Genomic DNA, 25,156 nt, shown 5'->3' with positions numbered 1-25,156 from the left:
AATGATGGCCACCCCGACGCTCATCCGCCACCCATCACTCAGCAGCAAGGCGGCACGTGACGCCCTCAATCACGTATCGGGCGGCGTCTATGACGGCGTATTGTCCACGATAGACAACCTCGCCGCGCTGCATGACGGCCTCGCGGCAGTGCGCATGCACGCTGACCCGCTGCAGACGCCGGAAGCCAATGCGATGGCGTACAAGAAGAAGTTCGACAGCGTGAAGGAGCAGGCCGAGAAGCTGCTCCACGCCCGAGTGACCGCTCTGGTTCAGCACGAGGCAAGCGTTATCGCCGACGCTCAGGTCAAGGCTGGTATCGACAAGCGGCCGCCTGCAGCGGACGCGATCTACCAAGCGCTCCGTGGCATGACCCAGAAGGAACGCGATGCGGCGGTGCTGGAGGCTATCAACGCGGGAGACCGTGTGGTCATCGCCGCAATCAGGCATTCCCCGAGCCCGCTGCTGACCGGCAAGTTCACCGTGCCCGTCGAGACGACCGTTGAGCACTATCTCAACCAGCACGCGCCCGAGCTGCACCAAGAGCAGGAGAACATCGAATCGGCGCTCCACTTCCTCAACCTCGCGGCAGGCGGGTTCTGGAAAAGCACGGGCGAGATGCGCGACCTTGCGGCCGAAGAACGCGCCGAGCAGGGCAGTACCGCCGCGAAGGAAGCCGACGCGGCATTGCAGGCAGCATTGCAGGGCAGCGTACCGGCGGCTGCTCAGGTCGACTGATTAATAGCCTCTACTCAGCTGCGACGGGGGTCGTCCGCTCCCCGCCGGATAGGGCGGCATCAATATGCTCGAGTCCTTCGATGACTTCGTAGTGCCGAATGTGGTCGAGGAGCCCGTCGCCGCGGAGAAAGCCCAGTTGCTTCGCCATGTATTCACGATGGACCGGATCAGCATCAGAGGAGATGCTATTGCGCCCTTCTTGGATAGCAATGCGGGTGGTTATTCCACTGCCCGCGAAGAAGTCCAACACCGTGGAACCCGGATAGGAGAGCGCCCGCACAATTCGCTCGATGACGGCAGCGGGCTTCTGAGTTGGGTGCCCCACACGCTCCAAGGAGTTTCCGTTCAGGCGACCCATCCGCCAAACGTTGGTCGGGTTTCGACCCTTCTCAACCGACTCGGGCTTTAGGCGGGGATCTTTGAGGTACGCGGCTTTTGTCTCCTCGTCGTAGGGCTCGCGCACTGCGTCAAGATCAAAGAAGTATTTTTTCGTCTTAGCGAACCATGCAATCTCCTCATGCCGGTTAGCAAAAAAACGCTGCGCGCTCATGCCGTTCGGATAGTTCCAGATGATGAGGTTTGCGAGAAGCATTTTGCTGTGCTCGCGCATGTAGGAAATAATAGACAACAGATCGCCTGACCCTGCCTCACCCTGGTACTGTAGGCCGCCAAACAGCGCGATGCTGCCGGTGGGAGCAAGAACCCGCTCGGATTCAGCAAGCCAGCGCTTTGCCCACTCGATGTAGTTCGTGTGGTCGTCCCAGTCCGCCAACAGGATGTTGTATGGTGGGTCACAGACAATCAGCTGGATCGATCCTGTAGGGATCTTAGAAAGTACGTCGAGGCAGTCACCGATAGCGTACACATGGCTAGTGTGGCCGGAGGCGTCACGCAGGATCCCGGCTTCGGACGAGTGCTTGGAACCGGCCTTCCTTAGCGCGTTCATCCCAAGATGACCCGAATTTCGGTGAGATCGGTTTGCCATTAAGGATGCCACTTTCACGGTAGAAATCGTAACGACCATGCCCACTTCGCTCCCGTGAAGTCGAGCCGCTTAGGGGGCGTTTTCACCAACATTCAGGTCGTCACCCAGAATGCGAAGCGAGGTAAGAGCTATCTCTAGCATTCGATCTCCCATCTCCTTCGCCTCCCAAGGGTGAGCCTTGCAGTAGAGAGATGCGATCTGGAACATATGCTCGTGATCCCCAGCTCGAACCATGATGTTCTCGCAATAATTCTGATTGATCTCGCGAGACAGACTACTCGCCGTAACGCGGTCGATGCGGTTCAGCAGCCCGGAGTCGTGATGGATTCTCACCACGCGCCCGTCTGGGCGGGTGACATCAAAAGACTCAGTCGCAAAGTTGGAACCTTGCAAGAACACCACGTATGGAAAGTGCTTCTCGTCGAGCATGAAGTTGCGAAGTTCGAGAACGTTCTTGTGCATCCTTTCGATCGCGTTTCCGGCGGACATGAAGTCTTGATTCTTAGCTTTGCCCTGAAGAACGCCAGCAATGATCTTCTCGACGTCGTTGCCTTGGTGCTTGGACTCGCCAACTAGGATCACTCGCCACCTGCCGTGCTGGTCCTTCACTTCGGCGATGCCACCGTCAGGGCGGATACTCGCGCTCTCTACGAATAACGCCTGTCCAAGTCGAGCGTCAAAACTCCTCAGCTTCTCATTGATCTGTTTCTTGCTAAGTGCGCTTCGCAGCTGAAACTCAAGGTGCGGGTACTGTTCGGACAACTTGATGAGGACGCCAGCCGTTACCTCTCTGATTGACAAGTCGTGCTTCTTCGCTGCAGCACCGAAAATCGTTAGTGGTCCGCCCCCGAGCTCTTGTTGAACGCCAAGCCGAAAGGCTTGCCCCTTGCCCTTGAACTCTACTTCCCCCGCCATATCCGACTCTCCCCCTAAGCGTCTTTCACCGCCTAAAGGGACTATCAAATGTGACTAGCGTTTTGAAGGTTCAGCTTGCCGTCAAGCGTGTACGTTCGGCATAGCCGGGCACACAGGGAGTTTCAGCTTCCAGCGCTACCAGTTACCGATCAGCAATAATACGCCGCCTCTGCCGGCGGCTAAGCCAGGGTACCAGCGATGGTGGCACAGCCTGCTGGCAGTGGCAGCACAATTGCCTAGTGCCTTCGTGAGCCGCTCGGCGTCCTCGGCTCGTGTGGTAGAATCACCGGCCACGACCTTTCCGACCTGCTTCCTTCGCGGGCAGCGAAGGGCTCGATTCGTACGCTAACGTGCGCCGCAATACGTGCCGGTAAATTGCACGCATATTGCACGTGTTACGCCAGTGGCCAGCTAAGTGCTTGAAAAGGTTGGTACGCCCAAGGGGAATCGAACCCCTGTTCCCGCCGTGAGAGGGCGGTGTCCTGACCGCTAGACGATGGGCGCGGCGAGGCTGGTATTATTGTCCCAGCGGCTCACCGTCAAGCCCACAATGGGCCCGACGGCGAAACTAGTTGCTCAGTGCTCCAGCACCTGGTCCATGGCGCCGGGCTTGTCGTGCAGCGCCAGCTTGTCGACGATGGTCTCGCTGGCCGCGTTCAGCCCGCGCACATTCACCACCTTGCCGGCGTGGCGCAGCTTCAGCACCACCTTGTCCAGCGCCTCGACGCTCGAAATGTCCCAGATATGGGCGTGTGTCACATCGATATCGACCTGCGGGGCCGGGTCATTGAAGTCGAACGAGCGGTTGAACGCCTGTGCCGAGGCAAAGAACAGCTGGCCGGCCACGGTATAGGTCGTCACCTGGTCATTGTCAGAATGTGTCTTGGTCACCGAGAACAGCTGCGAGATCTTCCACGCAAAGAACACGCCGCTCAGCAGCACGCCGAACAGCACGCCGATGGCGAGGTTGTGCGTGCCCACAACGGTGATCACCGTCGCCACCATCACGAAGCTCGAGCTGCGCGGATAGGTCCTGAGCGTCAGCAGCGAGCGCCAGCTGAACGTGTTGATCGACACCATGATCATCACCGCCACCAGCGCCGGCATGGGAATGGCGCGCACCAGGTCGCCCAGCACCACCAAGAGGATCAGCAGATAGACGCCGGCGAGGAAGGTCGACAGCCGTCCGCGGCCGCCTGAACTCACATTGATCACCGACTGCCCGATCATCGCGCAGCCCGCCATGCCGCCGATCAGCGGCGTCAGCGTATTGGCGATGCCCTGGCCATAGGTCTCCTGGCGGCGGCTCGAGGTCGTGTCGGTCATGTCGTCGATCACCGCAGCGGTCATCAGCGATTCGAGCAGGCCCACCAGCGCGATCGCCACCGAATAGGGCAGGATGATCTGCAGCGTTTCGAGGTTCAGCGGAATGTCGGGCAACAGGAAGACGGGCAGGGTGCTGGGCAGCTCGCCCATTTCACCAACCGTGCGCACATCGAGCCCCAGCGCCATCGCCAGTCCGGTCAGGACCGCGATGCAGACCAGCGGCGAGGGGATCACCGTGGTGAGGCGCGGGAACAGGTAAATGATCCCCAGCCCGCCGGCGACCATCGCATAAGTCACCCATGTGACATTGGTTAGTTCGGGCAGCTGCGCCAGAAAGATCAGGATCGCCAAGGCGTTGACGAAGCCGGTGATCACCGAGCGCGAGACGAAATTCATGAAGCGCGACAGGTTGAGCCAGCCGGCCACGATCTGCAGCAGGCCCGCAAGGAGCGACGCGGCGAACAGATATTGCAGCCCGTGGTCGCGCACCAGCGTCACCATCAGCACCGCTGTGGCCGCCGTCGCGGCCGAAATCATCCCCGGCCGGCCACCGACGAAAGCGGTAATCACGGCGATCGAGAACGAGGCATACAGCCCCACTTTCGGGTCGACCCCGGCGATGATGGAAAAGGCGATGGCCTCGGGGATCAGCGCCAGCGCCACCACGAGGCCGGAGAGCAGGTCCGGGCGCCAGTTGCCGAACCATTCGGTACGATATTGTTTAATGTTCATGTCAGTTCCAACCGCGCAGGCGTGCGCCAGCGAAAACAAGGCAGGTGATGCGCGCTGGTTGCCGGGGGATAGGCGCCCGGAGAAGCCACCCGGGCGAGGCCAGGTCCGATGATCGGCGCCCCTTATCGCCAGCAAACCCCGGTTTTGCAAGGCCGGCTGCGGCATTTTAGCCCTGTGCTGACCGCAGGGCGGTATTCGGCAACGGGTGCGAACCATCGCCCGCCCAGCCCGAAGGCTGGCAGCAAAAGAACCGACAAAGAAGGGGAGTGGCGCGCCCTAGGGGAATAGAACCCGCTAGCTAGGGATCGGAGATACATCTACAATTTCAAGAGGATAAGGAACTTTTTGCACGTGGCGCAAATGAGGGTTGGGTCACCAATTGGGTCACCAATTGAGTCGCCATCTTGGTCGTTGCATCTTTCTGTCGCTCTGCCGCAGTAAGCAACTACTTGACTGCCTCTCGACCCGAAGTGCCGAAGTGAACTTCCTAGGGCAGGAGTGGTAACAAGCTCTTCACTGAGGTACGCTGGGAGAATAGACGACACAGCCTCACAGACATTCTTTGTATGAAAACCTCTCGGTGGATCCGTCCGTCCGAACCACCCAGAAGCACTGCGTTCCGTAATCTGCGCTGCGCACCATGAAGTGGTCCACGCCGGATCCGACCTTGTTGGCCGCGTTCGAGTGACGAGATAGCAACTCCCGGAGGAACCCCTCGTCCTCTTGGCTCACCCGCTCACCCGGCGAGTAGCGCTGGAGCATTGCCCTGACATGCAAGAGAGCATCGCCCTTTTTTGCGAAGTCTATCCCCGCCAATTGCAATGGTATCGCTCTGGCCATTTTTTGCTCAATCCTCTGGTTGTGAATTTTAATCATAAAGCGATAATCAGCCATCGATAGGGGAATCGATGCCGCTAACACTTAAGTTCACCAAGGCCTATCCGAACGATTTGGCCACCGACTGCTGGCGCGGTCTGGTGATAGAAGACCATGCTGAGTTCGACACGTACCTTCGTGGCCCGGTTTGGCAGCGCGTCACCGATGCCGCGTTCGAAACAGATTTCTCCGCTGATCTTGCTGCCTTGGCGACGACGGATATGGCCAGTGACACTCTCGCCATGCTGCTGAATGCAACGGTCGAGCCGCTCGACTGGGAGATCGGCGAGGCGATGGCGGAGTGCCTGCTGATGGACGAGCATGGCGCAGTTTGGCCTTGGAATGAAAACCGCGACCGTAAGACGCCGAAGGCTTCACTACCCGGCGCTGATATCGTCGGTTTTCTTGGCGATGGATCGGATGCAGTTTTCCTGTTTGGCGAAGTGAAGACATCTTCGGACAAGAACAATCCTCCAGGCGTCATGGCTGGAAGGGGCGGTTTAGCGCATCAGATCGATGCGTTGGCCAACCACAACGACGCGCAGAACGTCCTTCTAAAGTGGCTTTACGCACGTTGCACGACGCCTGAACTGAGGCACCTCTTCAGGAGTGCAGGGGAGAAGTACCTCAGCTCCGGCGGCAAGGAGTTCGCCGTCGTGGGAGTTCTGCTGCGAGATACCCCTGCACACATGGACGACCTCCGCACTCGCGGCTCGGCTCTCGACGGCGGTGCTGACAGCCCAAGAATGCGACTGGATGCTTGGTATACTCCTCGTCCCATCGCTGACTGGCTTTCGATTGCCAAGGTGACACCATGACTTCGTGGATGATCGAAGCATTGGGCGAGGAACGGCACCGGATGGTGCACGTGGCGGTCGGCGAGCACCTCTTGGTCGATGTCGGCTTCGAACCGAATGAGCAGCCACAAGGCTACGGTTTCACCGCGAACGGCTATGGCCTCGCCGTCCACGCATTGCTGGGTAGCGGTGAGGCGGCAGCGGAATTGCGAGAAGCGGCCGAAATGGCGTTCGAAGCAACGAGAGCTTCCGAAATCCCATTCGAAACCGAAGCGCGAGCTCTCCACCTGCTGCACGCCTCCTGCTACGGTGTGCTTGGCGATCGCACGCCCGACGTGTCGCGATATCTGCGTGCCCACACACTACCGCCGGAAAGTGATGAAAACGCCAATTGGGGCGCCAGGGTCCGTCAGAGCGTATATCGTCTGTGGCTGCTGCTGCTCCGCAAGGACGGCTGGGCGGATCTGGACGCGGTGCTGGCCGAGATCGTCAGGCTGCGGGAAGCACAGAATTCCGGAGAGGCGCAGTTCCTTGACTCGTCCGAGACGCCGCGTTCCGACGCTTGGCAGCTTATGGCCTCCTACCATCTGTCTAAGGCTGCGGAACTGCTCGCCATTTATTCGGCCCAAGGCTCAGTGGCCGGTGGATTTAACATTCGAGAACAGCTTCAGGCCCAGTTCGATCGCAGCCAGATCGCCTGCGAGCGAGGCGAATTGATCGGCCTGCACGCTACGGTCAGACTGCTGTCCGAAACTGCAGAGCGTATGGTCGCCAACAGTATCTGGTCGGTCACAAGAGGCGCCAGCGTACGCATCGCCCGTTTCGTCGAGAGCATGGCCTCGAGGACCAAGGAAAAACCGGTCTTCGAGATGCTGCCGCCCCAGCGCATTGCGCTTCGGGATCAGGGCTTGATGAGTTCAGGCGCGCGTTCGGTTGTCCTCAGCCTGCCGACATCGAGTGGGAAGACCTTTATCGCCCAATTCCGCATTCTCCAGGCGCTGAACCAGTTCGAGGCTGAGAGGGGCTGGGTCGCCTATATCGCCCCAACCCGCGCCTTGGTGAACCAGATTTGTGCAAAGCTCCGTCGCGATTTCGCTCCGCTCGGCATAGTCGTGGAAAGAGTCAGCCCCGCCCTCGACATCGACGGCGTCGAGGCGGAGTTGCTCGCCGATGAAGATCCGAGCACAGGTTTCCGAGTCCTGGTAGGAACCCCCGAGAAGATCGACCTGCTGCTCCGTGGGGGCTGGGAAGCCAAGATCGGCCGGCCCCTGACACTGGTTGTAGTCGACGAGGCCCACAACCTTTCCAATGAGGGTCGCGGCTTGAGGCTCGAACTCATGCTGGCGACGATCAACCGCGAATGCAGAAACTCCCAGTTCCTGCTCATGACGCCTTTCATCGAGAACCGCGGCGAGGTCGCGCGATGGTTGTCGCCAGACAGTTTCGCGGACATGACGGTAGAGTTCAACTGGCGTCCGAACGACCGAGCCATAGTTATCGCGCAGCCTTCCAAGACGGAGCATGCGGGCGACTACCAAATATCCCTACAGACCATCCACACCTCCAAGTCCACGATAAAGATTGATGAACTCGTTCCGTTGTGCACCGGGCGGGAGCTAGGACTTACGTGGTCGCAGGTGCGCCCCTCTCTCTCCAACATTGCGGCGGTAACCGCAAGTTGCCTCAATCGTCGTGGACCAGTCATCGTGGTCGCAGGAAAGGTCAAGGATACTTGGGGTCTGGCACGCACCATGGCCGGTGACCCTAAGCTTGCCGAGAAACTAGATCAGCGACCGGGTTCCGCGGACACTACGAACATCGATTTTGTCGCCGATTTCGTTGCCGAGGAATTCGGAGCGGACTTCGAGCTCATCGAGCTGCTTAAGAAGCGCATCGGTCTGCATCACAGCGGACTGTCCGACGATACGCGCGTCCTGATGGAATGGCTCATGGAGTTAGGCGAGCTCGACACTATGGTCGCCACCACCACCATTGCCCAAGGCCTCAACTTCCCGGTCACTGCCGTAATCATGGCTGCGCATCAATATCCTTACGGCGTGGAAATGCCGCCTGAGGACTTCTGGAATCTTGCCGGACGGGCGGGTCGCGCAGACCAATCTGGCACCGGCGTCGTGGCGTTAGCCGCCACCACAGACGATCGAGCGGCGGTGCTTTCAGACTACGTGGCCCGGAACGTCTCCCGCCTGAACTCGACTCTAATCGCAATGGTGCGCGACGCCCTAGCGACAGCACCCCAACTCGAGCTCCACACGCTCTACTACAAGAGGGAGTGGTCTACGTTTCTGCAGTACCTGGCGCATTCTTACCGCCAAATTGGCAACCATGCCGAATTCGCTAGCCAGATAGAGCAGCTGCTGCGCGGCAGCTTCGGCTTCCAGAAGCTTCGTAGCGAAGACCAGGCGGTGGCGAACAGGTTGGTGGCAGCGGTGAACGACTATGCCGCGATCATACGCAACCAACCTCTGTCGCTGGTGGATACCACTGGCTTTTCATGGGAGAGCGTCAGCCGTGCTCTTGCAGAGGCACGCGCAGCCGGGATTGATTCTAACTCCTGGGATGCCTCAACCCTATTCACCGACCGCGATCGCACACTGCAGAACGCTTTCGGCGTCCTCCTTCAAATCCCAGAACTTAGGACAGAGCTAGCCGAGGTTACCGGCGGTGGCCGTGGCGATGGCGACTTGCTTGCCCGGATCGTCAAGGATTGGGTCAACGGCGCGTCATTGACAGACTTGGCGAACGAGCATTTCAGGGGCCCCACCGACAGCGCCACCGACGCCATGTCCAAGGCATGCCGGCTCGTCTACGGAAGAATGACCTCGACCGCCTCATGGGGTTTGTCCGCCATACAGAGCCTGACCATTCGCGACGGGCTCGATAAGATGACCGAGGAGGAGCAGCGCACTTTCCGGAACCTGCCCTCGAGGATTTACTACGGCGTCAATTCCGACATGGCCATCGACCTGCGCCTGATGGGCGTGCCGCGCAACGCGGCCCAACCGCTGTCCGACCATCTGTCGAACCAGAACGTCGGCACCGGCATCCAGTCCATGCGTGCTGCCCTCAATGGCCTGACCGATGCCGATTGGCGCACTGCCGTGGGCACTGCGGGACCAACCTATCAGAGAGCCTGGAAGATTCTGGAAGGCTTGGCCTGATCTGGCACCGTCCGTCGAGTAGTTGCTTGGACGGCGTCGCAGCTTATGTGACGTTTAGTTAATCAGCGTGCCTACCTAGCGCTAAACGCGGTGGCATCGCTCACGCCTTTAGCTGCGGCGCGCTGGAGCGACGGGAGATTTCGGGTCCGTGGGGCGGTCATCTAACTACTGCGCAAAACCGTCGAGCTTCAGGCTTACGGAGCTCCGATCCGTCTTCGCGAGAGCGTTGTAGCCCCCCGGCGACGTAGAAGCGAATGTTCCGCTTGTCGCTGGACCTTGCCGCTACCGGACAGTCTCTGCCTACCCCAAAAGGGGCCATCGGCAAGCCTTCAGGTGTAATGGCTGCTCTTGGCAGTTGCGCCGCTAGGCAGCTCCCGGCCCCTTGTCGGCCGCGCCGACTACGGCTTGAGCGGCGCCCGCTTGGCACTAGCCAGTTGCCGGCAGCCACTTTATGGCATTCCACCGCTCTCGAGAACCATGCCCATTGTTTGACCGCGCCGACTCTGGGGCGCGTCGAACCTCGTTTCAGGTTCGACTCTGAAAATGAGTCACCAAATGAGTCACCATTTGGGGCACCAATTGAGTCACCATTTGGCACACCGAGGGAGGTAGGTGCCGTCTCTGGTGCCTAAGTGATTGAATTTATTGACATTTCTGGAGGGAGGTTGGCGCGCCCTAGGGGAGTCGAACCCCTCTCTGCACCGTGAAAGGGTGCCGTCCTAACCGATAGACGAAGGGCGCCGCGGTGGGGACCGTATAGGGAGGTTGGACCGCCCTGTAAAGTCTCAATTTTCGGGTTTTGCCAGGTCCGTTTAGCAGCCCGAGAAAGTCACCGGCTTGCGCCAACCGCGCGGCCGGTCGCGCACGTCCACATGGATGAAGTTGCGCCCCGGATAGCAGCCCAGCCCGCCCACCTTGGAATTGCGGGCCGCGTAGGCGATCAGCTTGCGCTTGGAGACGCCGGGGATGAAGAAGTCGGCCGCCATGCACTTCATGTGATAGCTGCTTCTGGCGCCGCCGACCTTTGAATTGTGGAAGGGGTCGCGATAGCCCGAGTTCATCACGATCTTGCGGCCGAAATGATTCTCGAAGTCCCAGATCAGCGTGCGCAGCTTGGGGCTCAGGCAGAAGGCATTGACCTTCGAACTCGTCACATAGGTGCCGAAGCTCTGCTTGTAGCCTTTGTAAAGGTTCCCGCTCGATGCAAAGGGTGAGAACGGCAGGCAGCCGCTCAGCAGCACGGCACATAGCGCCGCGGCAATCGCGTTTTTCATCTTCACTTCCCCGTCCTGCCGAAATTCAGGAGGCAGGCGCCGTCCCTTGCCCGGGCGGCGCGTTGGGGGAAACTTAGGCCGGTAACGCTAATCCCGGCCTAAGCGGTTTGGTTATCGAACCCTTACCAGGACCCGGTATTGCCCATTGAGGCCCACGGCTCGGCCGGTGCCTTGGCTTCGCCGGCCTGGATGATCTCGACCGAAATATCGTCGGGCGAGCGCACGAACGCCATGTGCCCGTCGCGCGGCGGCCGGTTGATCGTGTAGCCCATGTCGGCGAGGTGCTGGCAGTAGGCGTAGATGTCCTCGACCGCATAGGCGAGATGGCCGAAATTGCGCCCGCCGGTATATTCCTCGGGGTCCCAGTTATAGGTGAGTTCCACCTGCGCGTCGTGCTGGCCGGGAGCCGCGAGGAAGATCAGCGTGAACCGCCCCTTCTCGTTCTCGGTGCGCCGCACCTCTTCGAGGCCCAACCCTTCGCAATAGAATTTCAGGCTGGCGTCGACATCCGTCACGCGCACCATAGTGTGCAGATATTTCATGCGTTTCCTCCGCTTTTTGCTGGTTCGTTGAATCGGACCAGACCCTAACAATCGCCCTGTTTCAGGGGCAATGATTCACCCGGCCGCCGTAGATGTGCACAGCCATTAACAAATTCGTAGCGGCTGCTTAACTTTTCTAGGTGAATCGGACACAGTGAACCTGCTTGTAGCGTACCCCAGCGGTGGGGCGAGTACGAAAAGGTTCGGGCATGGGGGCCAAACTTTCACCTGATCAGGGCGACGACGGTCGTTTACAAGACGGCTCCGATCGTATCGATCAATCACCGGCGACCGTGTCCGATCAGGGCATGGATGTCACCGAGATCGTTGGCACGATCAAATGGTTCGACGTCGGCAAGGGGTTTGGCTTCATCGTTCCCGATGGTGGCGGCGCCGATGTTCTGCTGCATGTCACCTGCCTGCGCCGCGACGGCTACCAGACCGCCTATGAAGGGGCCCGCGTCGTCTGCGAGGCACTGGCCCGGCCCGGTGGTCTGCAGGCCTTCCGCATTCTCTCCATGGATGAATCGACTGCCCGGCACCCGGCCACCATGCCGGCCCCGCGCACTCATGTGACCGTCGAGCCGACCAGCGGCCTCGAGCGGCTCGAGGTCAAGTGGTTCAACCGCATTCGCGGCTTCGGCTTCCTGTCTGCGGGCGAGGGCACGCCCGATATCTTCGTGCATATGGAAACCCTGCGCCGCTTCGGCATCACCGAACTGCGGCCTGGCCAGTTCGTGCTGGTCCGCTATGGCACCGGCCCCAAGGGCCTGATGGTTGCCGAAATCCGGCCCGACGGCTGGGGCGACGCGCCGTCCTCGCACTGAACCCGCACGACTGCGCCGTCACTCTGGTCGGCGCAGGGGCCTTGGGCTATCGTCGGCTCAGTTCAACGCAATCGCGCCGGCCCCGGGTCCTCTTCATGACGTCCATTTCTGCCATGCTCCGCACGCTCGTCGTGCCCTTTGCCCTCCTGCCGCTGGCGGCCTGCGCCGATGACAGCCGGCTGGTCGTCCATTCGGGCGACGCCGAACACCAGTTCACCGTCGAGGTGGTCGATACCCAGCCCGAACGCAACAAGGGGCTGATGTTCCGCACCGAGCTGGCGCCCGATGCCGGCATGCTGTTCGATTTCAACGAATCCCGCCCGGTCAGCTTCTGGATGCGCAACACCTTCATTCCGCTGGATATGATCTTCATCCGCACCGACGGCACCATCGCCAACATCCACGTCAACGCGCGCCCGCAGGATCCGACCAGCATCCCTTCGGACGGTCCGGTCGAATTCGTGCTGGAAATCCCGGGCGGCCGCTCGGTCGAGCTCGGCATCGCAGCAGGCGACACGGTCGAGCACGACCGCATTACGGGCGAGTGAGCGCCTAGAGCCGGCTCAGCACCATGCAGTCGAGCATCGCCAGCAGATGCAGGCTGGCGCCGGTCACCACGAAGCCGTGCCAGATCGCGTTCTGGAAATCGAGCTTCTCCCACAGCAGGAAGAGGACCCCCACGCTGTAGCTGATGCCGCCGGCCACCAGCAGCCACAGCGCCATCGGCGGCAGATGCGACGCCAGCATCTGCATCAGCAGCACGCCGCTCCAGCCGATCGCGAGATAAAGGATGATCGCGCCGCGCCCGAACCGGTGCGGCACCGCAAGCTTCAGCGTCATGCCCACCAGAGCCGCCACCCAAACGGCAACGCCCAGCCCGATGCTCCATGGCGTCGGCCCGAGCAGCGCCAGGAACGGCGTATAGCTGCCCGCGATGAAAACGAAGATCGCCGCCTGGTCGAGCCGTGCCAGCGTCTTTTTCGCCCGCGCCTCAATGGGGCAGAGATTGAACGCCAGCGAAATGCCCAACACCATGAACAGCGTCGCGACGTAGAGCACCAGCGCCGGCAGTTCGGTGGGCGCCGTCTGATATGCAGAGAAGGTCAGCAGCACCGCGCCGAGCCCGGCGGCCAGCATCAATCCGACGCCATGCACGATCCCGTCGGCAATCAGTTCGGCAACCGAGAACGGACGCCCGCGAGACCACCAGATACGGGGCAGGGTCGTTTCGGTCACGTGGGCTCACTCTGCTCGTTTGAAATAAGCTGTGACTTTCCGGGCATCGGGCCCTCACAGTCAAGCCTTGCACTGCCATACGCCTTGACACGTAACTCAGTTGTTACAACTCTGATCGCCAGCTAGGAGTTTTTGTATGAGTCCCGACGCGCTGTTTTCCGCACTCGGAGATCCGACCCGTTGCCGGGTCGTCGAACTGCTGGCCACCAACCCCCGACCCGTGCACGAGCTGGCTGCCGAATTCGCCATCAGCCGGCCGGCCATTTCGCGCCATTTGCGGGTGCTCAAGGAAGCCGGTCTGGTGGTGGAGCAAAAAAAGGGTCGCGAAAACGTCTATGCGCTGCAGCGCGCCCATATGAAGCCGGCACTGGTCTGGCTCGAAGGGCAGGGCGCCCGTCCCGCGCCGGCGAAAGCCAAGGTCGAGGCCAAGCCCAGGCCTGCCGCGCAGGCCGAGCCCGAGTCCGCCGCCGAAGCCCCCGCGAAATCACCCAGCAAGGCTGCGGCCAAGCCCAAGGACCGGCCGGCGCCGAAACGGGCCCGCAAACCCGCAGCCGAAAAGCCGGCCGCGCCGCCGCCACCCGCCGCCGCACCGCAGCTGTCTTTCTTCGACCTCTAGTTGGCCGGCGCGGGCCCGGGCAACACCTCGTCGATGCGGCCGGTGAGGAAATAGGCCACAAGGCCGATCCATTCACGCAGCGCCATCGTCGCGACGGCAAGGTTCTCGCCGCTGTCGTCGAGCCGGATGCCGACGGTCTCCGTGCCGTCAGACAGGAAATCGGCCGGCCACGGCACCACGTCGAACCCGGCGCGCCGGAACAGCCCAACCGCGCGGGGCATGTGAAAGCCCGAGGTGATCAGTAGCCAGGTGCCGCTTTCGATTCCGCTTGCCGCAACCAAGGCTTTCGAGAACTGCGCGTTCTCCTCCGTGTTGCGTGCTTTGGGTTCGAGCAGGATGCGGTCGTCGGCTATGCCGAAGGCTCTCAGCATCTTTTCGCCCGTTACCGCCTCGGGTTGCCGGCCGGGAGCCATGGGCCCGGCGCCGCCGGTGATGAGAACTTTCGCCTCCGGATGCCGCAGCGCGAGCCGCACGGCTTCCACCATGCGGTCGCCCGAGCGGTTGAGCTCGAAATCACCGCCAGCCGGATTGGTCGCGCTGCGCATGCCCCCGCCCAGCACCACGATCCCCGCAATCTGCGCCGGTTCGGCCGGCCGCGCGAACCGCGCTTCCAGCGGCTGGATCAGCAGATAGCCGAATGTCGTGAAGCTGCAGATCAGGATAATCGCCAGTCCGAGCACGAGACTGCCCCGCGACAGCCAGCGCCAGCGCGTGAAGCCGAACACCACGCCCACGATCAGCAACAGCGTCGCCAGCGACAGCGGCTGCGCCACGAGCCAGAACAGCCGGGTCACGTAAACGAACATGGGAAATTGCCCTCCGGCCGAACTCGCGACGTCGCTGTGCTCAGCGCTTCGGGTTGGTGACCCCGGCAGGATTCGAACCTGCGACCAACAGCTTAGAAGGCTGCTGCTCTATCCACTGAGCTACGGGGCCATGCGGCGGGTTTAGCGCAATGCGGCCGGCTTGTCAGGCCGGTTTGCTCGCCTTGGCTGCGGGAAATGCCGCAGCGACGGGGCCGGTGCGAATGCTGAACGCCGCAAGTCGGCGCCACGGTAATGCTGCCGCTTGTTAGGGTTTACATGCGTTTATGCTGGGATTTGCCGATCACGGGCGTAGAACAGCCACATGAACACGGAGCGCTATATTGTCGATTGGGTGATTTTCGTTTTCGTCGCGGGCTGCATGCTGGTTGGCCTGCCGATCCTGGCGGTATACCACCTGTTTGCCGCTCTCGGCTGGGCCTGAGACCTCAGCGCCCCGACCGGCATGCTCAGGCGGCGCTCGACGCGTCCCGCAGTGTACCGCACACCTGGCCGGCGATTTCATCGTTCTCGAACGGCTTGCCGACCCGCGGCAGCCCGGCACAATAGGCGGGAAGGCCTTCGGCGTCATGGGCGCTGCAGATGATGACCGGCACATCGAGCGCGCGGCACTCCGACAACACCGCCTCGCAGGTCTCGGAGCCGAGCCGCGTATCGACCATGGCGATATCTGGGCGGGTGTTGAACAGCGCTTCGAGCGCCGCAGCGCAATTGCTTGCCGGCCCGAGCACATCGTGCCCCATGGTCTTCAACCGGTCCAGCAGGTCCTGACCGATCAGATAGTCATCTTCAACGATCAGAATGTTCATCGCGCTTCTCTCCCAAGGGGGGAATTTGGCACGCTATTGCCAAACTGCGCTACTCACTTTGTTAAGTCAGCGTTAAGCGGCCAGCGCTGGACTCCTGCGGTGGAAAAATGACCTGTGCAGACCTGCCATGCGCTGCACCTACTGGCGGTCGGGGCATGCTACGGCCAGTCTGCCGCCGACTTCCGGAGACGACCCATGCGCGACAAATTCCACTCTCAGGCCCGCCGGTTCTTCACCAGTCTGTCGGCCATGCGCCGGGTGGATTCGGCCATCGAGGCAGGTGTCAGTCCGGCCGAACAGGATCTTCAGGCCCTCGGAATCGATCGCCACGCGCTGGCAACGCTGTTTGCCCAGCAGAAGTTCGCGGCCGGCTCAGTGCTGACGCCACACGCGGGTATCCTCGTCGCGGACAACATGAATGCCGTCGCTGTTCTGGACGCAGACGACGGCGTCGGAGCCGAGTGCCCGCAACATGCGCGCCGCGAACAGCGCGTCTGAGATGGCCTCTTCACGCTGCGCGTAGGGCCGGGGGGCCTTCGTGCCATCGACTTCATGGCCGTCGCTTTCGATAGACCAGCCGAGCCCGTCGTGTCGGACCACAATGCGCACCGCCGCCATTGCCTGCCCCTCTCTCAACGCTGAACGCCACCATATCACGACAATCGCTCGTGGTCGCGTGCTTCGAACCGTTCCCTGGTCTGCCGCCCGTTTCGGGCCATTCCACGGCAGGCGCCGCCCACTGCCTAAGCAATGGCAGCCGTACTGTTGCGCTCGACCAGCTGTGAGGTCAGAACGATATGAGTCGGGTCGGTACCCGAGATCGTGCCCTCGATGATGTCGATCAGCGCCTGTGTCGCCCGCCGCCCGATCTGTTCGCGCGGCTGATGCATGGTCGTCAGCGACGGGTCGAGCATGGCGCCGATATCGATATCGTCGAACCCCATGATCGAAATGTCGCGCGGGCACAGCACGCCGGCCGCCCGCAACCGGTGCATCAACCCGATCGCCATGTCGTCATTGCCGCAGAACACTGCGCTCGGCAGGCGGTCCAGCGACAGCAGATATTCGGCTGCCGCGACGCCAGACGGCATGGTGTAGTCGCCGTCGAAAACCCAGTCCTCGCGCACGTCCAGCCCCAGCAGCCGCATGCCGTCGAGATAGCCGAGCTTGCGCTCGCTGGTCGTGCCATGGCGTGAAGGCGCCGAAACGTGCCCGATCCTGCGATGCCCAAGTTCATACAGGTGCCGCAGGGCGCGCACCGCCGCCTGCCGGTTGTCGGTGATCACCGAATTGACCATCGGGTCGGGCACTTCGTCATAGGCGGCGACGAGGGGCAGGGGCCGTCCGCCTTCGTTCAAGCCGTGCAATTGCCGCGTGTCCAGCGCCCGGTCGAACAGCAGCAGCCCGTCGGCCCGGTTCGACAAAAGGTGGTCGCCCATCCAGCGCGTCGGGTCATCGCCAATGCCGCTTGATACCAGCACCCCGTAACCGCGGCCCTGTGCTTCCTGGATCACCGCATCGACAATCGTGGAATAGAACGGATTGCCGATCTTTGGCGCCGCCACCAGAATCGTCTGCGCCGCCTTCAGCCGCAGCGAGCGCGCGGCCAGATTCATCGTGTACCCGGTTTCCTGTATGGCCTCCATCACACGCTCGCGCGTCGCCTCGGCAACGCGCTCCGGCGCGCTGAGCACACGGCTCACGGTGGCTGCGGACACTTTGGCGTGTCTCGCAACATCTTGAATCGTCATTGCTTTTCTAGGCATGTCCATAGCGCGAGTGCCCCCCACAAAGCACCGGTCTGCACACACCTGTAAGACCTGCTTGACATGCATGCAAGGAATGGCTGACATTCGTGCAATCGATTGCAAGGCGCATTTTGCGTGCCGATGTAATCGATTGCAAAACGTCCGCTACTCCGAGGAGGAGTGGTTCGGAAGATTTCTCGAGGGCCAAACACCCTTGGAATTTCGCTGGGAGGATATCAGCATGAAGAAGTTTGCACTGGTCGCCACAATGGCGGCTGCAATGATGGGCAGCACGGCCGTTCGCGCCGCTGACCTCGAGGTCACCCATTGGTGGACCTCTGCCGGTGAAGCTGCGGCCGTGGCCGAGTTCGCCCGCGTTTTTGAAGAAGAGACAGGCAATACCTGGGTCGACAGCGCGCTGGCCGGTTCGGGCACGGGCGCCAACCCCGTCATCATCAGCCGCATCATCGGCGGCGACCCGATGGGCGCCACCCAGATGAACACCGGCCGTGACGCCGAGGAACTGATCCAGGCCGGCCTGATCCGCGATCTTACCGACGTCGTCGGCGACATGGATCTCGAGAGCTTCTACGTCGACGATTCGCTGCTCGAGCCGTGCCGCTACGAGGGTGGCCTGTACTGCCTGCCGGTCAACATCCACTCGTGGGATTGGCTGTGGCTGTCGACCAAGGCCTATGAGCAGATCGATCAGCCCGTGCCGACCAACTGGAACGAGTATGTCGAGTCCTGGCCGGCTCTCGAAGAAGCGGGCATCCTGCCCTTCGGTCTCGCCACCGGTTGGCCGTTCTCGGGCATCCCGGGCGTGCTGATGGCTGGCCTCGGTGGTTCGGACCTGGTGCTCGCGATCAACCGCGACAAGGATGCCGACGCCGTGCGCGGCCCCGAGTTCCGCAAGGTGGCCGAGGCCCTCGACGACCTGCGCAAGGTGGTGTCGCCCGAAACCATGGTCCCGTCGTTCGGCGACGTGGGCACGCAGATGCTGGAAGGCACCGCGGCGGGCAATATCCACGGTGACTGGCTGCAGGGCGACCTGCAGGTGGCCGGTGGCGTCCCGGGCGAAGACTACGAGTGCCTGCCGGGCCTCGGGCTGAATGACCAGCTCTCGGGCGGTGGCGACAGCTTCTACTTCCCCAAGCTGCCCGACGGCACCCCGCAGGACGTGCTCGACGCACAGGCCGATCTGGCCCGTCTGCTGATCTCGCCGGAAGCTCAGCTCGCCTTCAACCTGAAGAAGGGCTCGATGCCGATCCGTACCGACATCGATCTCGCCAGCGCCAATGCGTGCATGCAGAAGGCTCTCGGCCTGCTCGATAACGGCCTGCTGCCCTCGGGTGACTTCGCGCTTTCCAGCGACACCCAGCAGCAGATGCAGGATCTCAACACCGAGTTCCTCGACGACGACAGCATCACGGTCGACGACTACATCGAGCGCTATGCCTCGATCATCGAACAGGCTGACTGATCTGAAATGACGCGGACGGGGAACTTCTCCCCGTCCCGGGTTCCGGTGGTCGACCCCTAGGGTCGGCCACCTTCGTATGGAGATACGGCACCATGGCAGATACTGCCGCGCATTCGGCACGGGACAGCGGCGGCTCAGGCCGGCCGGGCTTCCTGCAACGGATTTTCGTTCACAACCTGTCGGCCAAGATCGCCGCCCTTCCGATGATGGCCACGGTGCTCGTGGTGTTCATCGGCTGCACGATCTGGACGATCTATTACTCGTTCACCAATTCCCGGTTGCTGCCGAACGGCAAGTTCGTCGGCTTCGACCAGTACGAACGGCTGTTCGCCACCTCGCGCTGGAATGTGTCGGTGTGGAATCTGGTGATCTACGGGTCGTTTTCGCTGGTCTTCACCTTGTCGATCGGCTTCCTGCTGGCCGTCCTGATGGACCAGAAGATCCGCTTCGAAAGCGCCTTCCGTACCGTGATGCTTTATCCGTTCGCGCTGTCGTTCATCGTTACCGGCCTCGTTTGGCAGTGGATCATGAACCCCACGCTCGGGCTGCAGGGCACGATGCGCAATCTGGGCTTCGAGTGGTTCACCTTCGACTGGATCGCCAATCCGCGCATGGTGCTGTTTGCGCTGCTGATCGCCGGCCTGTGGCAGGGGGTCGGCTTCTGCATGGTGCTGATGCTGGCCGGACTGCGCGGCATCGACGAGGAAATCTGGAAGGCCGCCAAGATCGACGGCATTCCGACCTGGCGCACCTATATCTCGGTGGTACTGCCGATGATGCGCGGCGTGCTCGTCACCGCCGTCGTGCTGATCGGCTCGGGCATCGTGCGCCTCTACGACCTCGTCGTGGCGCTGACCAATGGCGGGCCGGGCATCTCGTCCGAAGTGCCGGCCAAATACGTCTACAATTACATGTTCTCGGGCGGCAATATCGGCCAGGGCCTCGCCGCGGCGACCATGATGCTGGTCACCGTGCTGATCATCATGGTCCCTTGGGCCTACCTCGAATTCGGCGGAAAGGGGCGCCGCGCATGAGCCAGACCACGACCATGACGGATGCTGCGCCGACGCGCACTGCCGTCGAAGCCGGCCCGAGCGGCCCGCGGCCCAAACCGTTCTTCACCCCGCAAAAGATCATCATCTACTCGGTGCTGGTGTTCTTTTCGATCTACTTCCTGTTCCCGCTCTATGTGATGCTCACCACATCGCTGAAGACGATGCCGGAAGTGCGCTTCGGCAACATCTTCGCGCTGCCGCAGGCGCCGAGCTTCGACGCCTGGATCAAGGCCTGGACCAGCGCCTGTACGGGGCTGACCTGCGAAGGCCTGTCGCCGGGCTTTTGGAACTCGGTGAAGATCACCATTCCCTCGACCATCGTTTCGATCTTCATCGCCTCGGTGAACGGCTATGCGCTGGTCAACTGGCGCTTCAAGGGCTCGGAAGTCTTCTTTGCGATCCTGATCTTCGGCTCGTTCATTCCGTACCAGGTGTTCCTCTATCCGCTGGTGATCATCACCCGCGAACTGGGCATCTTCGGCTCGCTGCAGGCGGTGATCCTCGTGCACACCATCTTCGGCATGCCGATCCTGACGCTGCTGTTCCGTAATTACTTCGCTTCGCTGCCGGTCGAGCTGTTCAAGGCCGCCCGCGTCGACGGGGCCGGGTTCTGGCGGATCTTTTTCGAGGTGCTGGTGCCGATGTCGCTGCCGATCTTCGTCGTGGCGCTGATCCTGCAGGTCACCGGTATCTGGAACGACTTCCTGTTCGGCGTCGTCTTCGCCGGCACGCAGAACTACCCGATGACGGTGCAGCTCAACAACATCGTCAACTCGGCGCAGGGCACGCCGGAATACAACGTCAACATGGCGGCAACCGTGCTTACGGGTCTCGTGCCGCTGATCATCTACTTCGTATCGGGCAGGCTGTTCGTTCGCGGCGTCGCTGCCGGCGCTGTTAAGGGATAAACTAATGCAATCAAGCGTTTCCATTCGCGATCTGTCACTGAGCTTCGGCAGCGTGAACGTATTGAAGAACCTCGATCTCGACATTGCCGAGGGCGAGTTCATCGTGCTGCTCGGCTCGTCGGGCTGCGGCAAGTCCACGCTGCTGAACTGCATCGCCGGACTGCTCGACGTGACCGACGGGCAGATCTTCATCAAGGGCAAGAACGTCACCTGGGAGGCGCCCAAGGACCGCGGCATCGGCATGGTGTTCCAGTCCTATGCGCTGTATCCGCAGATGACGGTCGAGCGGAACCTCAGCTTCGGCCTGCGCGTGTCGGGCATGGCCAAGGACGAGATCAAGCGTCGCGTCGATCGGGCGGCCGAGATCCTGCAGATCCAGCCGCTTCTGCAGCGCAAGCCCGCCAACCTCTCCGGTGGGCAGCGCCAGCGCGTCGCCATTGGCCGGGCGCTGGTGCGCGATGTCGATGTGTTCCTGTTCGACGAGCCGCTCTCCAACCTCGACGCAAAGCTGCGTTCCGATCTGCGCGTCGAGATCAAGCGGCTGCATCATCGGCTCAAGAACACCATGATCTACGTCACCCATGACCAGATCGAGGCGCTGACCCTGGCCGACCGCATCGCCATCATGCGCGATGGGGTGATCCAGCAGCTGGCCGACCCGCACACCATCTACAACAAGCCGACCAACCTGTTCGTCGCCGGCTTCATCGGCTCGCCCTCGATGAACTTTTTCGAAGGCGACATCGTCGATGGCCAGCTCAAGGCCGCTGGTGTCGATATCCCGCTGACCAGCTATCCTTTCGAGACCGAAGCGCGGGGCAGGGCGATCCTCGGCATCCGCCCCGAGCACATCACCGTCGGGGCGGAAGCGGCGAACCTGCCCTATACGGCTGATGTCGAGGTGGAACTCGTCGAGCCCATGGGCGCCGACACGATCGCCTGGACCAGCATCGGGGCGCATCCGGTCACCTTCCGCGTCAACGCCGAAATCGACCTCAAGGCCGGGCAGACGATCAAGATCGGTTTCGATCCGGCACGCGGCTCGGTCTTCGACAAGGAGACGGAAAACCGTATGTGAGCTAACGGGGCGGACGCGAGCGCAGTCTATCGGTCAGGTGCGCGCGCGATCGGCTCGTTGGGTCGGTGGGCGTGGGGGCGTCCACCGGCCTTTGCAACCTTGACACCGGATCACCGCATGGCTGAGAACGCGACGACGCAATTGTCATGGGCGCTTGGGGAGGCGCTGGCGATTGCATGCGTTCAAGGTGCCGGGGTCGAGGAGGGCCGCCGCTCCCGCTTTCATTTCACTGCGCCTGCTGTCATCGGCCGCCATCGGATGGTCACGATACCAGCGCGTTTCGTCCAGACCGCGCGTGTGCGCAGCCTGACCGCGTTGAGTGCGGCAGGCGCCGGTGATACTGCCGCGCATCGCGCAACGGCGGGCCGTTCCGGCACCGCCTGACCCGAAAGAGGTTCGTATGGATTTTTCGTTTCAGCTCTACAGCGCCCGCAATGTGCCCCCCAATGACGCCTTCTTCGCCAGGCTGGCCAGTCTCGGCTACACCCAGGTCGAAGGCTTTGGCGGTCTCTACGACGATCCCGAAGGCCTCGCGGCATCGCTACAGCACAACCGGCTGATCATGCCTACCGCGCATTTCGGTCTGAACCAGTTGCAGGACACCGAGTCCGCGCTGAAGATCGCCGAAACGCTGGGCATCCGCTATCTCTACTGCCCGGCCATCCCTGCAGAAGAGCGCACCCAGAGCGAAGACAAGTGGGTCGCGCTGGGCGAAACCCTGGCCGAGCTCGGCGAGACCTATCGCAAGCATGGCTTCGGCTTCGGCTGGCACAATCATGCCTTCGAATTCCAGCCGCTCGACAACGGCCGGCTGCCCATGGACATCCTGCTCGAGACCGCGCCGCTGAATGACTGGGAGATGGATGTCGCCTGGGTCGTCAAGGGCGGGCAGGACCCCATCGACTGGATGAAGCGCTACGGCCAGCGCATCAATGCCGTGCACGTCAAGGACATCGCGCCCGAAGGTGAATCGATGGATGAAGACGGCTGGGCCGATGTCGGCCACGGCACGCTCGACTGGCAGGCGCTCGCCGCCGAGATCAAGGCCAGCACCAATGCCCAGTACTGGGTCATGGAACACGACAAACCCTCTGACGCGAACCGCTTTGCCGAGCGCGCCATCGCGTCCGTTGCCAACTGGGAATAAGACGAATGAATATCGGATTTCAGCTCTACTCGGCGCGCAACTACCCGCTCGCCGAGGTCCTGCCCAAGGTGAAAGCCCTCGGCTACACCCATGTGGAGGGCTACGGTTCGCTCTACACCGATCCGGCCGACCTCAAGGCCATGCTGGACGCCAACGGGCTGACCATGCCGACGGCCCACATCGGAATCGATGATCTCGAAAACACCGATAAGACTTTGAAACTCGCCGAGGTGTTGGGAATCGAGGTCGTCGTCTGCCCCTGGCTCGCGCCCGAAATGCGCCCCACCAGCGCCGATGGCTGGACCGCCTTTGGCGAGAAGCTGCAAAAGATCGGCAAGCCTTTCCAGGATGCCGGTCTCGGCTTCGGCTATCACAACCATGATTTCGAGTTCGCCAGCTATGACGGCGTCTTCGGCATGGACCTGCTGTTCGAGGCCGCGCCCGCCGTCGACATCGAAGCCGATGTCGCCTGGATCGTGCGTGGCGGCGCCGATCCGGCCGACTGGCTGCAAAAGCGCGGTGACCGGGTGATCGCCGTCCACGTCAAGGATCTGGCGCCCGCCGGCGAGAATCCCGACGAGGATGGCTGGGCCGACGTGGGGCAGGGCACCGTGCCGTGGCAGGCGCTGTGGCCGATTGTCCGCGAGCAGACCAAGGCGCGCTACTTCATCGCCGAACACGACAACCCCAGCGACATCGACCGCTTCGCCAGCCGCTCGATCGCCGCCATCAAGGCCCTCGGAGCCTAGTATCATGTCCAAGATTTACGGCGTCGGCATCATGGGTGCCGGCAATATTTCAGCCGCCTATCTGCGCCTCGCGCCGCTGTTCAAGAACCTCGATGTCCGCGCTGTCGCCGACATCCGGCCCGAGGCTTCCGGCGCGCGCGCCGAGGAGTTCGGTGTCGCCGCTCAGACGCCCGACGAGCTGCTGCAGAATTCCGAGCTCGACGTCATCGTCAATCTCACCATCCCGGCGACGCATTTCTCCGTCTCCAAGGACATCCTGTCGGCCGGCAAGCACGCCTATTCCGAAAAGCCCTTCGTGCTCAGCGTCGAAGAAGGCCTGCAGCTCAAGGCGCTGGCCGACGAATATGGCCTCAAGGTTGGCTCCGCCCCCGATACCTTCCTCGGCGGCGCCCATCAGCAGGCCCGCGCGATCATCGATTCCGGCCAGCTCGGAAAGATCGCCTCGGGCACCATGCATGTCATGAGCCGCGGCATGGAGCACTGGCATCCCAATCCGGAGTTCTTCTTCCAGCCGGGCGGCGGCCCCATCCTCGATATGGGCCCGTACTACGTTACCAACATGATCAGCCTGCTCGGCCCGGTCGCGCGCGTCACCGCCTTCACCGGCATGGCCCGTACCGAGCGTGAAGTGACCGCCGAAGGTCCGATGAAGGGCAGCTTCGTCAAGGTCCGCACGCCCACCACCATCCACGCTATTCTCGAGTTCGAAAGCGGCGCCATCGTCACCCTGGGCGCCAGCTGGGACGTGGCGGCGAACGGCCACCACAATATCGAGCTCTACGGCACCGATGGCTCGGTCTTCGTGCCCGATCCGAACTTCTTCAACGGCGACGTGACGATCACCGACCTGGCTGGAAACCGCGAACTGGTGACCCCCTGGGACCATCCCTTCGGTGTCGCCAATCAGGATTTCGACAAGCCCAATCCGCGCGCCAACTACCGCAATGCGGGCCTTTCGGACATGCTCGATTCCATCGAGACCGGCCGCAAGGCGCGCTGCGACCTCGAAGTCGCGCTGCACGCCGTCGACGTCATGACTTCGATCCTCAAGTCGGGCGAAACCGGCCAGGTCATCACCCTGTCGACGACCTGTGAACGTCCCGCCGCCTTCGGCCCGGACGATGCCCGCGCCCTGCTGAAATAACCGCACCCCGGACGGGCGGTGGCACACGCCGCCGCCCGGTCGCATGACGATTCATCACAAAGTGATCGGCGGCCTGCAGCCTTGATGGCCGGGCCCGCCAAAGACAGCCCGCAAAGGCTGCCCGCCAACCCCGGCATCCCCGCCAGCGTGATCGATATGCCCCAGACCGC

At 62.0% G+C, this 25,156-nt stretch carries 25 protein-coding genes, 3 tRNA genes and 1 other annotated feature; of the genes, 15 read left to right on the top strand and 13 right to left on the bottom strand.

Translation table 11 applies throughout. The features are described from left to right. Positions 1–4: 4 nt before the first annotated feature. A complete protein-coding gene (locus ACN0TK_RS12555) occupies positions 5–736 on the top strand; it encodes a hypothetical protein (RefSeq protein ID WP_417309850.1) in 732 nt (243 codons plus the stop codon). 10 nt (positions 737–746) lie between these two features. Here the strand turns inward: ACN0TK_RS12555 and ACN0TK_RS12550 are convergent, their stop codons facing one another. The 5 genes from ACN0TK_RS12550 to ACN0TK_RS12530 form a co-directional block, all read right to left on the bottom strand. Next, a complete protein-coding gene (locus ACN0TK_RS12550; RefSeq protein ID WP_417309849.1) occupies positions 747–1,760 on the bottom strand; it encodes a DNA-methyltransferase in 1,014 nt (337 codons plus the stop codon). 30 nt (positions 1,761–1,790) lie between these two features. Then, complete coding sequence (locus ACN0TK_RS12545; RefSeq protein WP_417309848.1) at positions 1,791–2,636, bottom strand: EcoRI family type II restriction endonuclease; 846 nt, start codon at positions 2,634–2,636, stop codon at positions 1,791–1,793. A 429-nt stretch (positions 2,637–3,065) separates the two neighbouring features. Then, positions 3,066–3,140: transfer RNA gene (locus tag ACN0TK_RS12540), tRNA-Glu, on the bottom strand. Between the two features lie 72 nt (positions 3,141–3,212). Further along, complete coding sequence (locus ACN0TK_RS12535) at positions 3,213–4,694, bottom strand: SulP family inorganic anion transporter (RefSeq protein WP_417309847.1); 1,482 nt, start codon at positions 4,692–4,694, stop codon at positions 3,213–3,215. Between the two features lie 55 nt (positions 4,695–4,749). After that, positions 4,750–4,804 (bottom strand) — a sequence feature (sul1 is cis-regulatory element that is thought to sense ions involved in sulfur or methionine metabolism; They are found in Alphaproteobacteria). 439 nt (positions 4,805–5,243) lie between these two features. After that, the gene (locus tag ACN0TK_RS12530; RefSeq protein WP_417309846.1) at positions 5,244–5,588 is read right to left on the bottom strand and encodes a DCL family protein; all 345 of its coding nucleotides are present in this window, start codon (positions 5,586–5,588) and stop codon (positions 5,244–5,246) included. A 14-nt stretch (positions 5,589–5,602) separates the two neighbouring features. On the opposite strand from ACN0TK_RS12530, the gene ACN0TK_RS12525 reads away from it, so the two are divergent. Further along, positions 5,603–6,388: a hypothetical protein gene (locus tag ACN0TK_RS12525; RefSeq protein WP_417309845.1), complete on the top strand. Its 786-nt coding sequence runs from the start codon at positions 5,603–5,605 to the stop codon at positions 6,386–6,388. 8 nt (positions 6,389–6,396) lie between these two features. Further along, complete coding sequence (locus ACN0TK_RS12520; protein WP_417309844.1) at positions 6,397–9,546, top strand: DEAD/DEAH box helicase; 3,150 nt, start codon at positions 6,397–6,399, stop codon at positions 9,544–9,546. Positions 9,547–10,212: 666 nt separating this feature from the next. Here the strand turns inward: ACN0TK_RS12520 and ACN0TK_RS12515 are convergent. The 3 genes from ACN0TK_RS12515 to ACN0TK_RS12505 form a co-directional block, all read right to left on the bottom strand. Next, positions 10,213–10,287, bottom strand: a tRNA-Glu gene (locus tag ACN0TK_RS12515). A gap of 71 nt (positions 10,288–10,358) precedes the next feature. Continuing rightward, entirely contained in the window at positions 10,359–10,820 is a 462-nt protein-coding gene (locus tag ACN0TK_RS12510) for a YcbK family protein (RefSeq protein WP_417309936.1), read from the bottom strand. A gap of 122 nt (positions 10,821–10,942) precedes the next feature. Beyond that, positions 10,943–11,362 carry a VOC family protein gene (locus ACN0TK_RS12505; protein ID WP_417309843.1) on the bottom strand — a complete coding sequence of 140 codons (420 nt, stop codon included), beginning with the start codon at positions 11,360–11,362 and terminating at the stop codon, positions 10,943–10,945. A 308-nt stretch (positions 11,363–11,670) separates the two neighbouring features. Between ACN0TK_RS12505 and ACN0TK_RS12500 the strand changes: the two genes are divergently transcribed. Both ACN0TK_RS12500 and ACN0TK_RS12495 read left to right on the top strand, forming a co-directional pair. Continuing rightward, the gene (locus ACN0TK_RS12500; RefSeq protein ID WP_417309935.1) at positions 11,671–12,189 is read left to right on the top strand and encodes a cold-shock protein; all 519 of its coding nucleotides are present in this window, start codon (positions 11,671–11,673) and stop codon (positions 12,187–12,189) included. 95 nt (positions 12,190–12,284) lie between these two features. Beyond that, positions 12,285–12,737, top strand: coding sequence for a DUF192 domain-containing protein (locus ACN0TK_RS12495; RefSeq protein WP_417309842.1), 453 nt, complete (start codon positions 12,285–12,287; stop codon positions 12,735–12,737). 4 nt (positions 12,738–12,741) lie between these two features. Here the strand turns inward: ACN0TK_RS12495 and trhA are convergent, their stop codons facing one another. Then, a complete protein-coding gene (gene trhA, locus ACN0TK_RS12490; protein ID WP_417309841.1) occupies positions 12,742–13,425 on the bottom strand; it encodes a PAQR family membrane homeostasis protein TrhA in 684 nt (227 codons plus the stop codon). A gap of 136 nt (positions 13,426–13,561) precedes the next feature. Between trhA and ACN0TK_RS12485 the strand changes: the two genes are divergently transcribed. Beyond that, positions 13,562–14,041 carry a metalloregulator ArsR/SmtB family transcription factor gene (locus tag ACN0TK_RS12485; RefSeq protein ID WP_417309840.1) on the top strand — a complete coding sequence of 160 codons (480 nt, stop codon included), beginning with the start codon at positions 13,562–13,564 and terminating at the stop codon, positions 14,039–14,041. On the opposite strand, the gene ACN0TK_RS12480 is transcribed toward ACN0TK_RS12485, so the two are convergent. The 3 genes from ACN0TK_RS12480 to ACN0TK_RS12470 all read right to left on the bottom strand — a co-directional run bounded on the left by ACN0TK_RS12480 (position 14,038) and on the right by ACN0TK_RS12470 (position 15,674). Continuing rightward, complete coding sequence (locus ACN0TK_RS12480) at positions 14,038–14,847, bottom strand: YdcF family protein (protein WP_417309839.1); 810 nt, start codon at positions 14,845–14,847, stop codon at positions 14,038–14,040. The genes ACN0TK_RS12485 and ACN0TK_RS12480 overlap by 4 nt on opposite strands. A gap of 54 nt (positions 14,848–14,901) precedes the next feature. After that, positions 14,902–14,977 (bottom strand) — tRNA-Arg (locus tag ACN0TK_RS12475). 337 nt (positions 14,978–15,314) lie between these two features. Continuing rightward, entirely contained in the window at positions 15,315–15,674 is a 360-nt protein-coding gene (locus tag ACN0TK_RS12470) for a response regulator (RefSeq protein ID WP_417309838.1), read from the bottom strand. 195 nt (positions 15,675–15,869) lie between these two features. On the opposite strand from ACN0TK_RS12470, the gene ACN0TK_RS12465 reads away from it, so the two are divergent. Then, complete coding sequence (locus ACN0TK_RS12465; RefSeq protein WP_417309837.1) at positions 15,870–16,172, top strand: hypothetical protein; 303 nt, start codon at positions 15,870–15,872, stop codon at positions 16,170–16,172. A gap of 245 nt (positions 16,173–16,417) precedes the next feature. Here the strand turns inward: ACN0TK_RS12465 and ACN0TK_RS12460 are convergent, their stop codons facing one another. After that, entirely contained in the window at positions 16,418–17,425 is a 1,008-nt protein-coding gene (locus tag ACN0TK_RS12460; RefSeq protein ID WP_417309836.1) for a LacI family DNA-binding transcriptional regulator, read from the bottom strand. 238 nt (positions 17,426–17,663) lie between these two features. Between ACN0TK_RS12460 and ACN0TK_RS12455 the strand changes: the two genes are divergently transcribed. The 8 genes from ACN0TK_RS12455 to ACN0TK_RS12420 all read left to right on the top strand — a co-directional run bounded on the left by ACN0TK_RS12455 (position 17,664) and on the right by ACN0TK_RS12420 (position 24,986). Then, entirely contained in the window at positions 17,664–18,905 is a 1,242-nt protein-coding gene (locus ACN0TK_RS12455; protein ID WP_417309835.1) for an ABC transporter substrate-binding protein, read from the top strand. Positions 18,906–18,997: 92 nt separating this feature from the next. Next, the gene (locus ACN0TK_RS12450; protein WP_417309834.1) at positions 18,998–19,939 is read left to right on the top strand and encodes a carbohydrate ABC transporter permease; all 942 of its coding nucleotides are present in this window, start codon (positions 18,998–19,000) and stop codon (positions 19,937–19,939) included. Positions 19,940–19,953: 14 nt separating this feature from the next. Continuing rightward, positions 19,954–20,868 carry a carbohydrate ABC transporter permease gene (locus ACN0TK_RS12445; protein ID WP_417309934.1) on the top strand — a complete coding sequence of 305 codons (915 nt, stop codon included), beginning with the start codon at positions 19,954–19,956 and terminating at the stop codon, positions 20,866–20,868. Positions 20,869–20,872: 4 nt separating this feature from the next. Next, a complete protein-coding gene (locus ACN0TK_RS12440; protein ID WP_417309833.1) occupies positions 20,873–21,946 on the top strand; it encodes an ABC transporter ATP-binding protein in 1,074 nt (357 codons plus the stop codon). Positions 21,947–22,063: 117 nt separating this feature from the next. Further along, positions 22,064–22,330, top strand: a complete 267-nt coding sequence (locus tag ACN0TK_RS12435; protein ID WP_417309832.1) for a hypothetical protein — start codon at positions 22,064–22,066, stop codon at positions 22,328–22,330. Positions 22,331–22,346: 16 nt separating this feature from the next. Next, entirely contained in the window at positions 22,347–23,093 is a 747-nt protein-coding gene (locus ACN0TK_RS12430) for a sugar phosphate isomerase/epimerase family protein (RefSeq protein ID WP_417309831.1), read from the top strand. A 5-nt stretch (positions 23,094–23,098) separates the two neighbouring features. Continuing rightward, positions 23,099–23,842 carry a sugar phosphate isomerase/epimerase family protein gene (locus tag ACN0TK_RS12425; protein ID WP_417309829.1) on the top strand — a complete coding sequence of 248 codons (744 nt, stop codon included), beginning with the start codon at positions 23,099–23,101 and terminating at the stop codon, positions 23,840–23,842. 4 nt (positions 23,843–23,846) lie between these two features. After that, positions 23,847–24,986 (top strand): Gfo/Idh/MocA family protein, encoded by a 1,140-nt coding sequence (locus ACN0TK_RS12420; protein WP_417309828.1) that lies wholly within the window; start codon positions 23,847–23,849, stop codon positions 24,984–24,986. The last annotated feature ends 170 nt before the right edge of the window (positions 24,987–25,156 follow it).

This window comes from Devosia sp., from assembly GCF_048261455.1.
Taxonomy (GTDB): domain Bacteria; phylum Pseudomonadota; class Alphaproteobacteria; order Rhizobiales; family Devosiaceae; genus Devosia_A.
The sequence above is the reverse complement of the archived record's forward strand: the minus strand, read 5'-3'. Positions and strand labels throughout refer to the sequence as shown.

Bases quoted from the DNA above. Each gene is read 5' to 3' on its own strand.
- ACN0TK_RS12555 (WP_417309850.1), top strand. From the start codon at position 5: ATGGCCACCCCGACGCTCATCCGCCACCCATCACTCAGCAGCAAGGCG.
- ACN0TK_RS12550 (WP_417309849.1), bottom strand. From the start codon at position 1,760: ATGGTCGTTACGATTTCTACCGTGAAAGTGGCATCCTTAATGGCAAAC.
- ACN0TK_RS12545 (WP_417309848.1), bottom strand. From the start codon at position 2,636: ATGGCGGGGGAAGTAGAGTTCAAGGGCAAGGGGCAAGCCTTTCGGCTT.
- ACN0TK_RS12535 (WP_417309847.1), bottom strand. From the start codon at position 4,694: ATGAACATTAAACAATATCGTACCGAATGGTTCGGCAACTGGCGCCCG.
- ACN0TK_RS12530 (WP_417309846.1), bottom strand. From the start codon at position 5,588: ATGGCTGATTATCGCTTTATGATTAAAATTCACAACCAGAGGATTGAG.
- ACN0TK_RS12525 (WP_417309845.1), top strand. From the start codon at position 5,603: ATGCCGCTAACACTTAAGTTCACCAAGGCCTATCCGAACGATTTGGCC.
- ACN0TK_RS12520 (WP_417309844.1), top strand. From the start codon at position 6,397: ATGATCGAAGCATTGGGCGAGGAACGGCACCGGATGGTGCACGTGGCG.
- ACN0TK_RS12510 (WP_417309936.1), bottom strand. From the start codon at position 10,820: ATGAAAAACGCGATTGCCGCGGCGCTATGTGCCGTGCTGCTGAGCGGC.
- ACN0TK_RS12505 (WP_417309843.1), bottom strand. From the start codon at position 11,362: ATGAAATATCTGCACACTATGGTGCGCGTGACGGATGTCGACGCCAGC.
- ACN0TK_RS12500 (WP_417309935.1), top strand. From the start codon at position 11,671: ATGGATGTCACCGAGATCGTTGGCACGATCAAATGGTTCGACGTCGGC.
- ACN0TK_RS12495 (WP_417309842.1), top strand. From the start codon at position 12,285: ATGACGTCCATTTCTGCCATGCTCCGCACGCTCGTCGTGCCCTTTGCC.
- ACN0TK_RS12485 (WP_417309840.1), top strand. From the start codon at position 13,562: ATGAGTCCCGACGCGCTGTTTTCCGCACTCGGAGATCCGACCCGTTGC.
- ACN0TK_RS12480 (WP_417309839.1), bottom strand. From the start codon at position 14,847: ATGTTCGTTTACGTGACCCGGCTGTTCTGGCTCGTGGCGCAGCCGCTG.
- ACN0TK_RS12470 (WP_417309838.1), bottom strand. From the start codon at position 15,674: ATGAACATTCTGATCGTTGAAGATGACTATCTGATCGGTCAGGACCTG.
- ACN0TK_RS12465 (WP_417309837.1), top strand. From the start codon at position 15,870: ATGCGCGACAAATTCCACTCTCAGGCCCGCCGGTTCTTCACCAGTCTG.
- ACN0TK_RS12460 (WP_417309836.1), bottom strand. From the start codon at position 17,425: ATGACGATTCAAGATGTTGCGAGACACGCCAAAGTGTCCGCAGCCACC.
- ACN0TK_RS12455 (WP_417309835.1), top strand. From the start codon at position 17,664: ATGAAGAAGTTTGCACTGGTCGCCACAATGGCGGCTGCAATGATGGGC.
- ACN0TK_RS12450 (WP_417309834.1), top strand. From the start codon at position 18,998: ATGGCAGATACTGCCGCGCATTCGGCACGGGACAGCGGCGGCTCAGGC.
- ACN0TK_RS12445 (WP_417309934.1), top strand. From the start codon at position 19,954: ATGACGGATGCTGCGCCGACGCGCACTGCCGTCGAAGCCGGCCCGAGC.
- ACN0TK_RS12440 (WP_417309833.1), top strand. From the start codon at position 20,873: ATGCAATCAAGCGTTTCCATTCGCGATCTGTCACTGAGCTTCGGCAGC.
- ACN0TK_RS12435 (WP_417309832.1), top strand. From the start codon at position 22,064: ATGGCTGAGAACGCGACGACGCAATTGTCATGGGCGCTTGGGGAGGCG.
- ACN0TK_RS12430 (WP_417309831.1), top strand. From the start codon at position 22,347: ATGGATTTTTCGTTTCAGCTCTACAGCGCCCGCAATGTGCCCCCCAAT.
- ACN0TK_RS12425 (WP_417309829.1), top strand. From the start codon at position 23,099: ATGAATATCGGATTTCAGCTCTACTCGGCGCGCAACTACCCGCTCGCC.
- ACN0TK_RS12420 (WP_417309828.1), top strand. From the start codon at position 23,847: ATGTCCAAGATTTACGGCGTCGGCATCATGGGTGCCGGCAATATTTCA.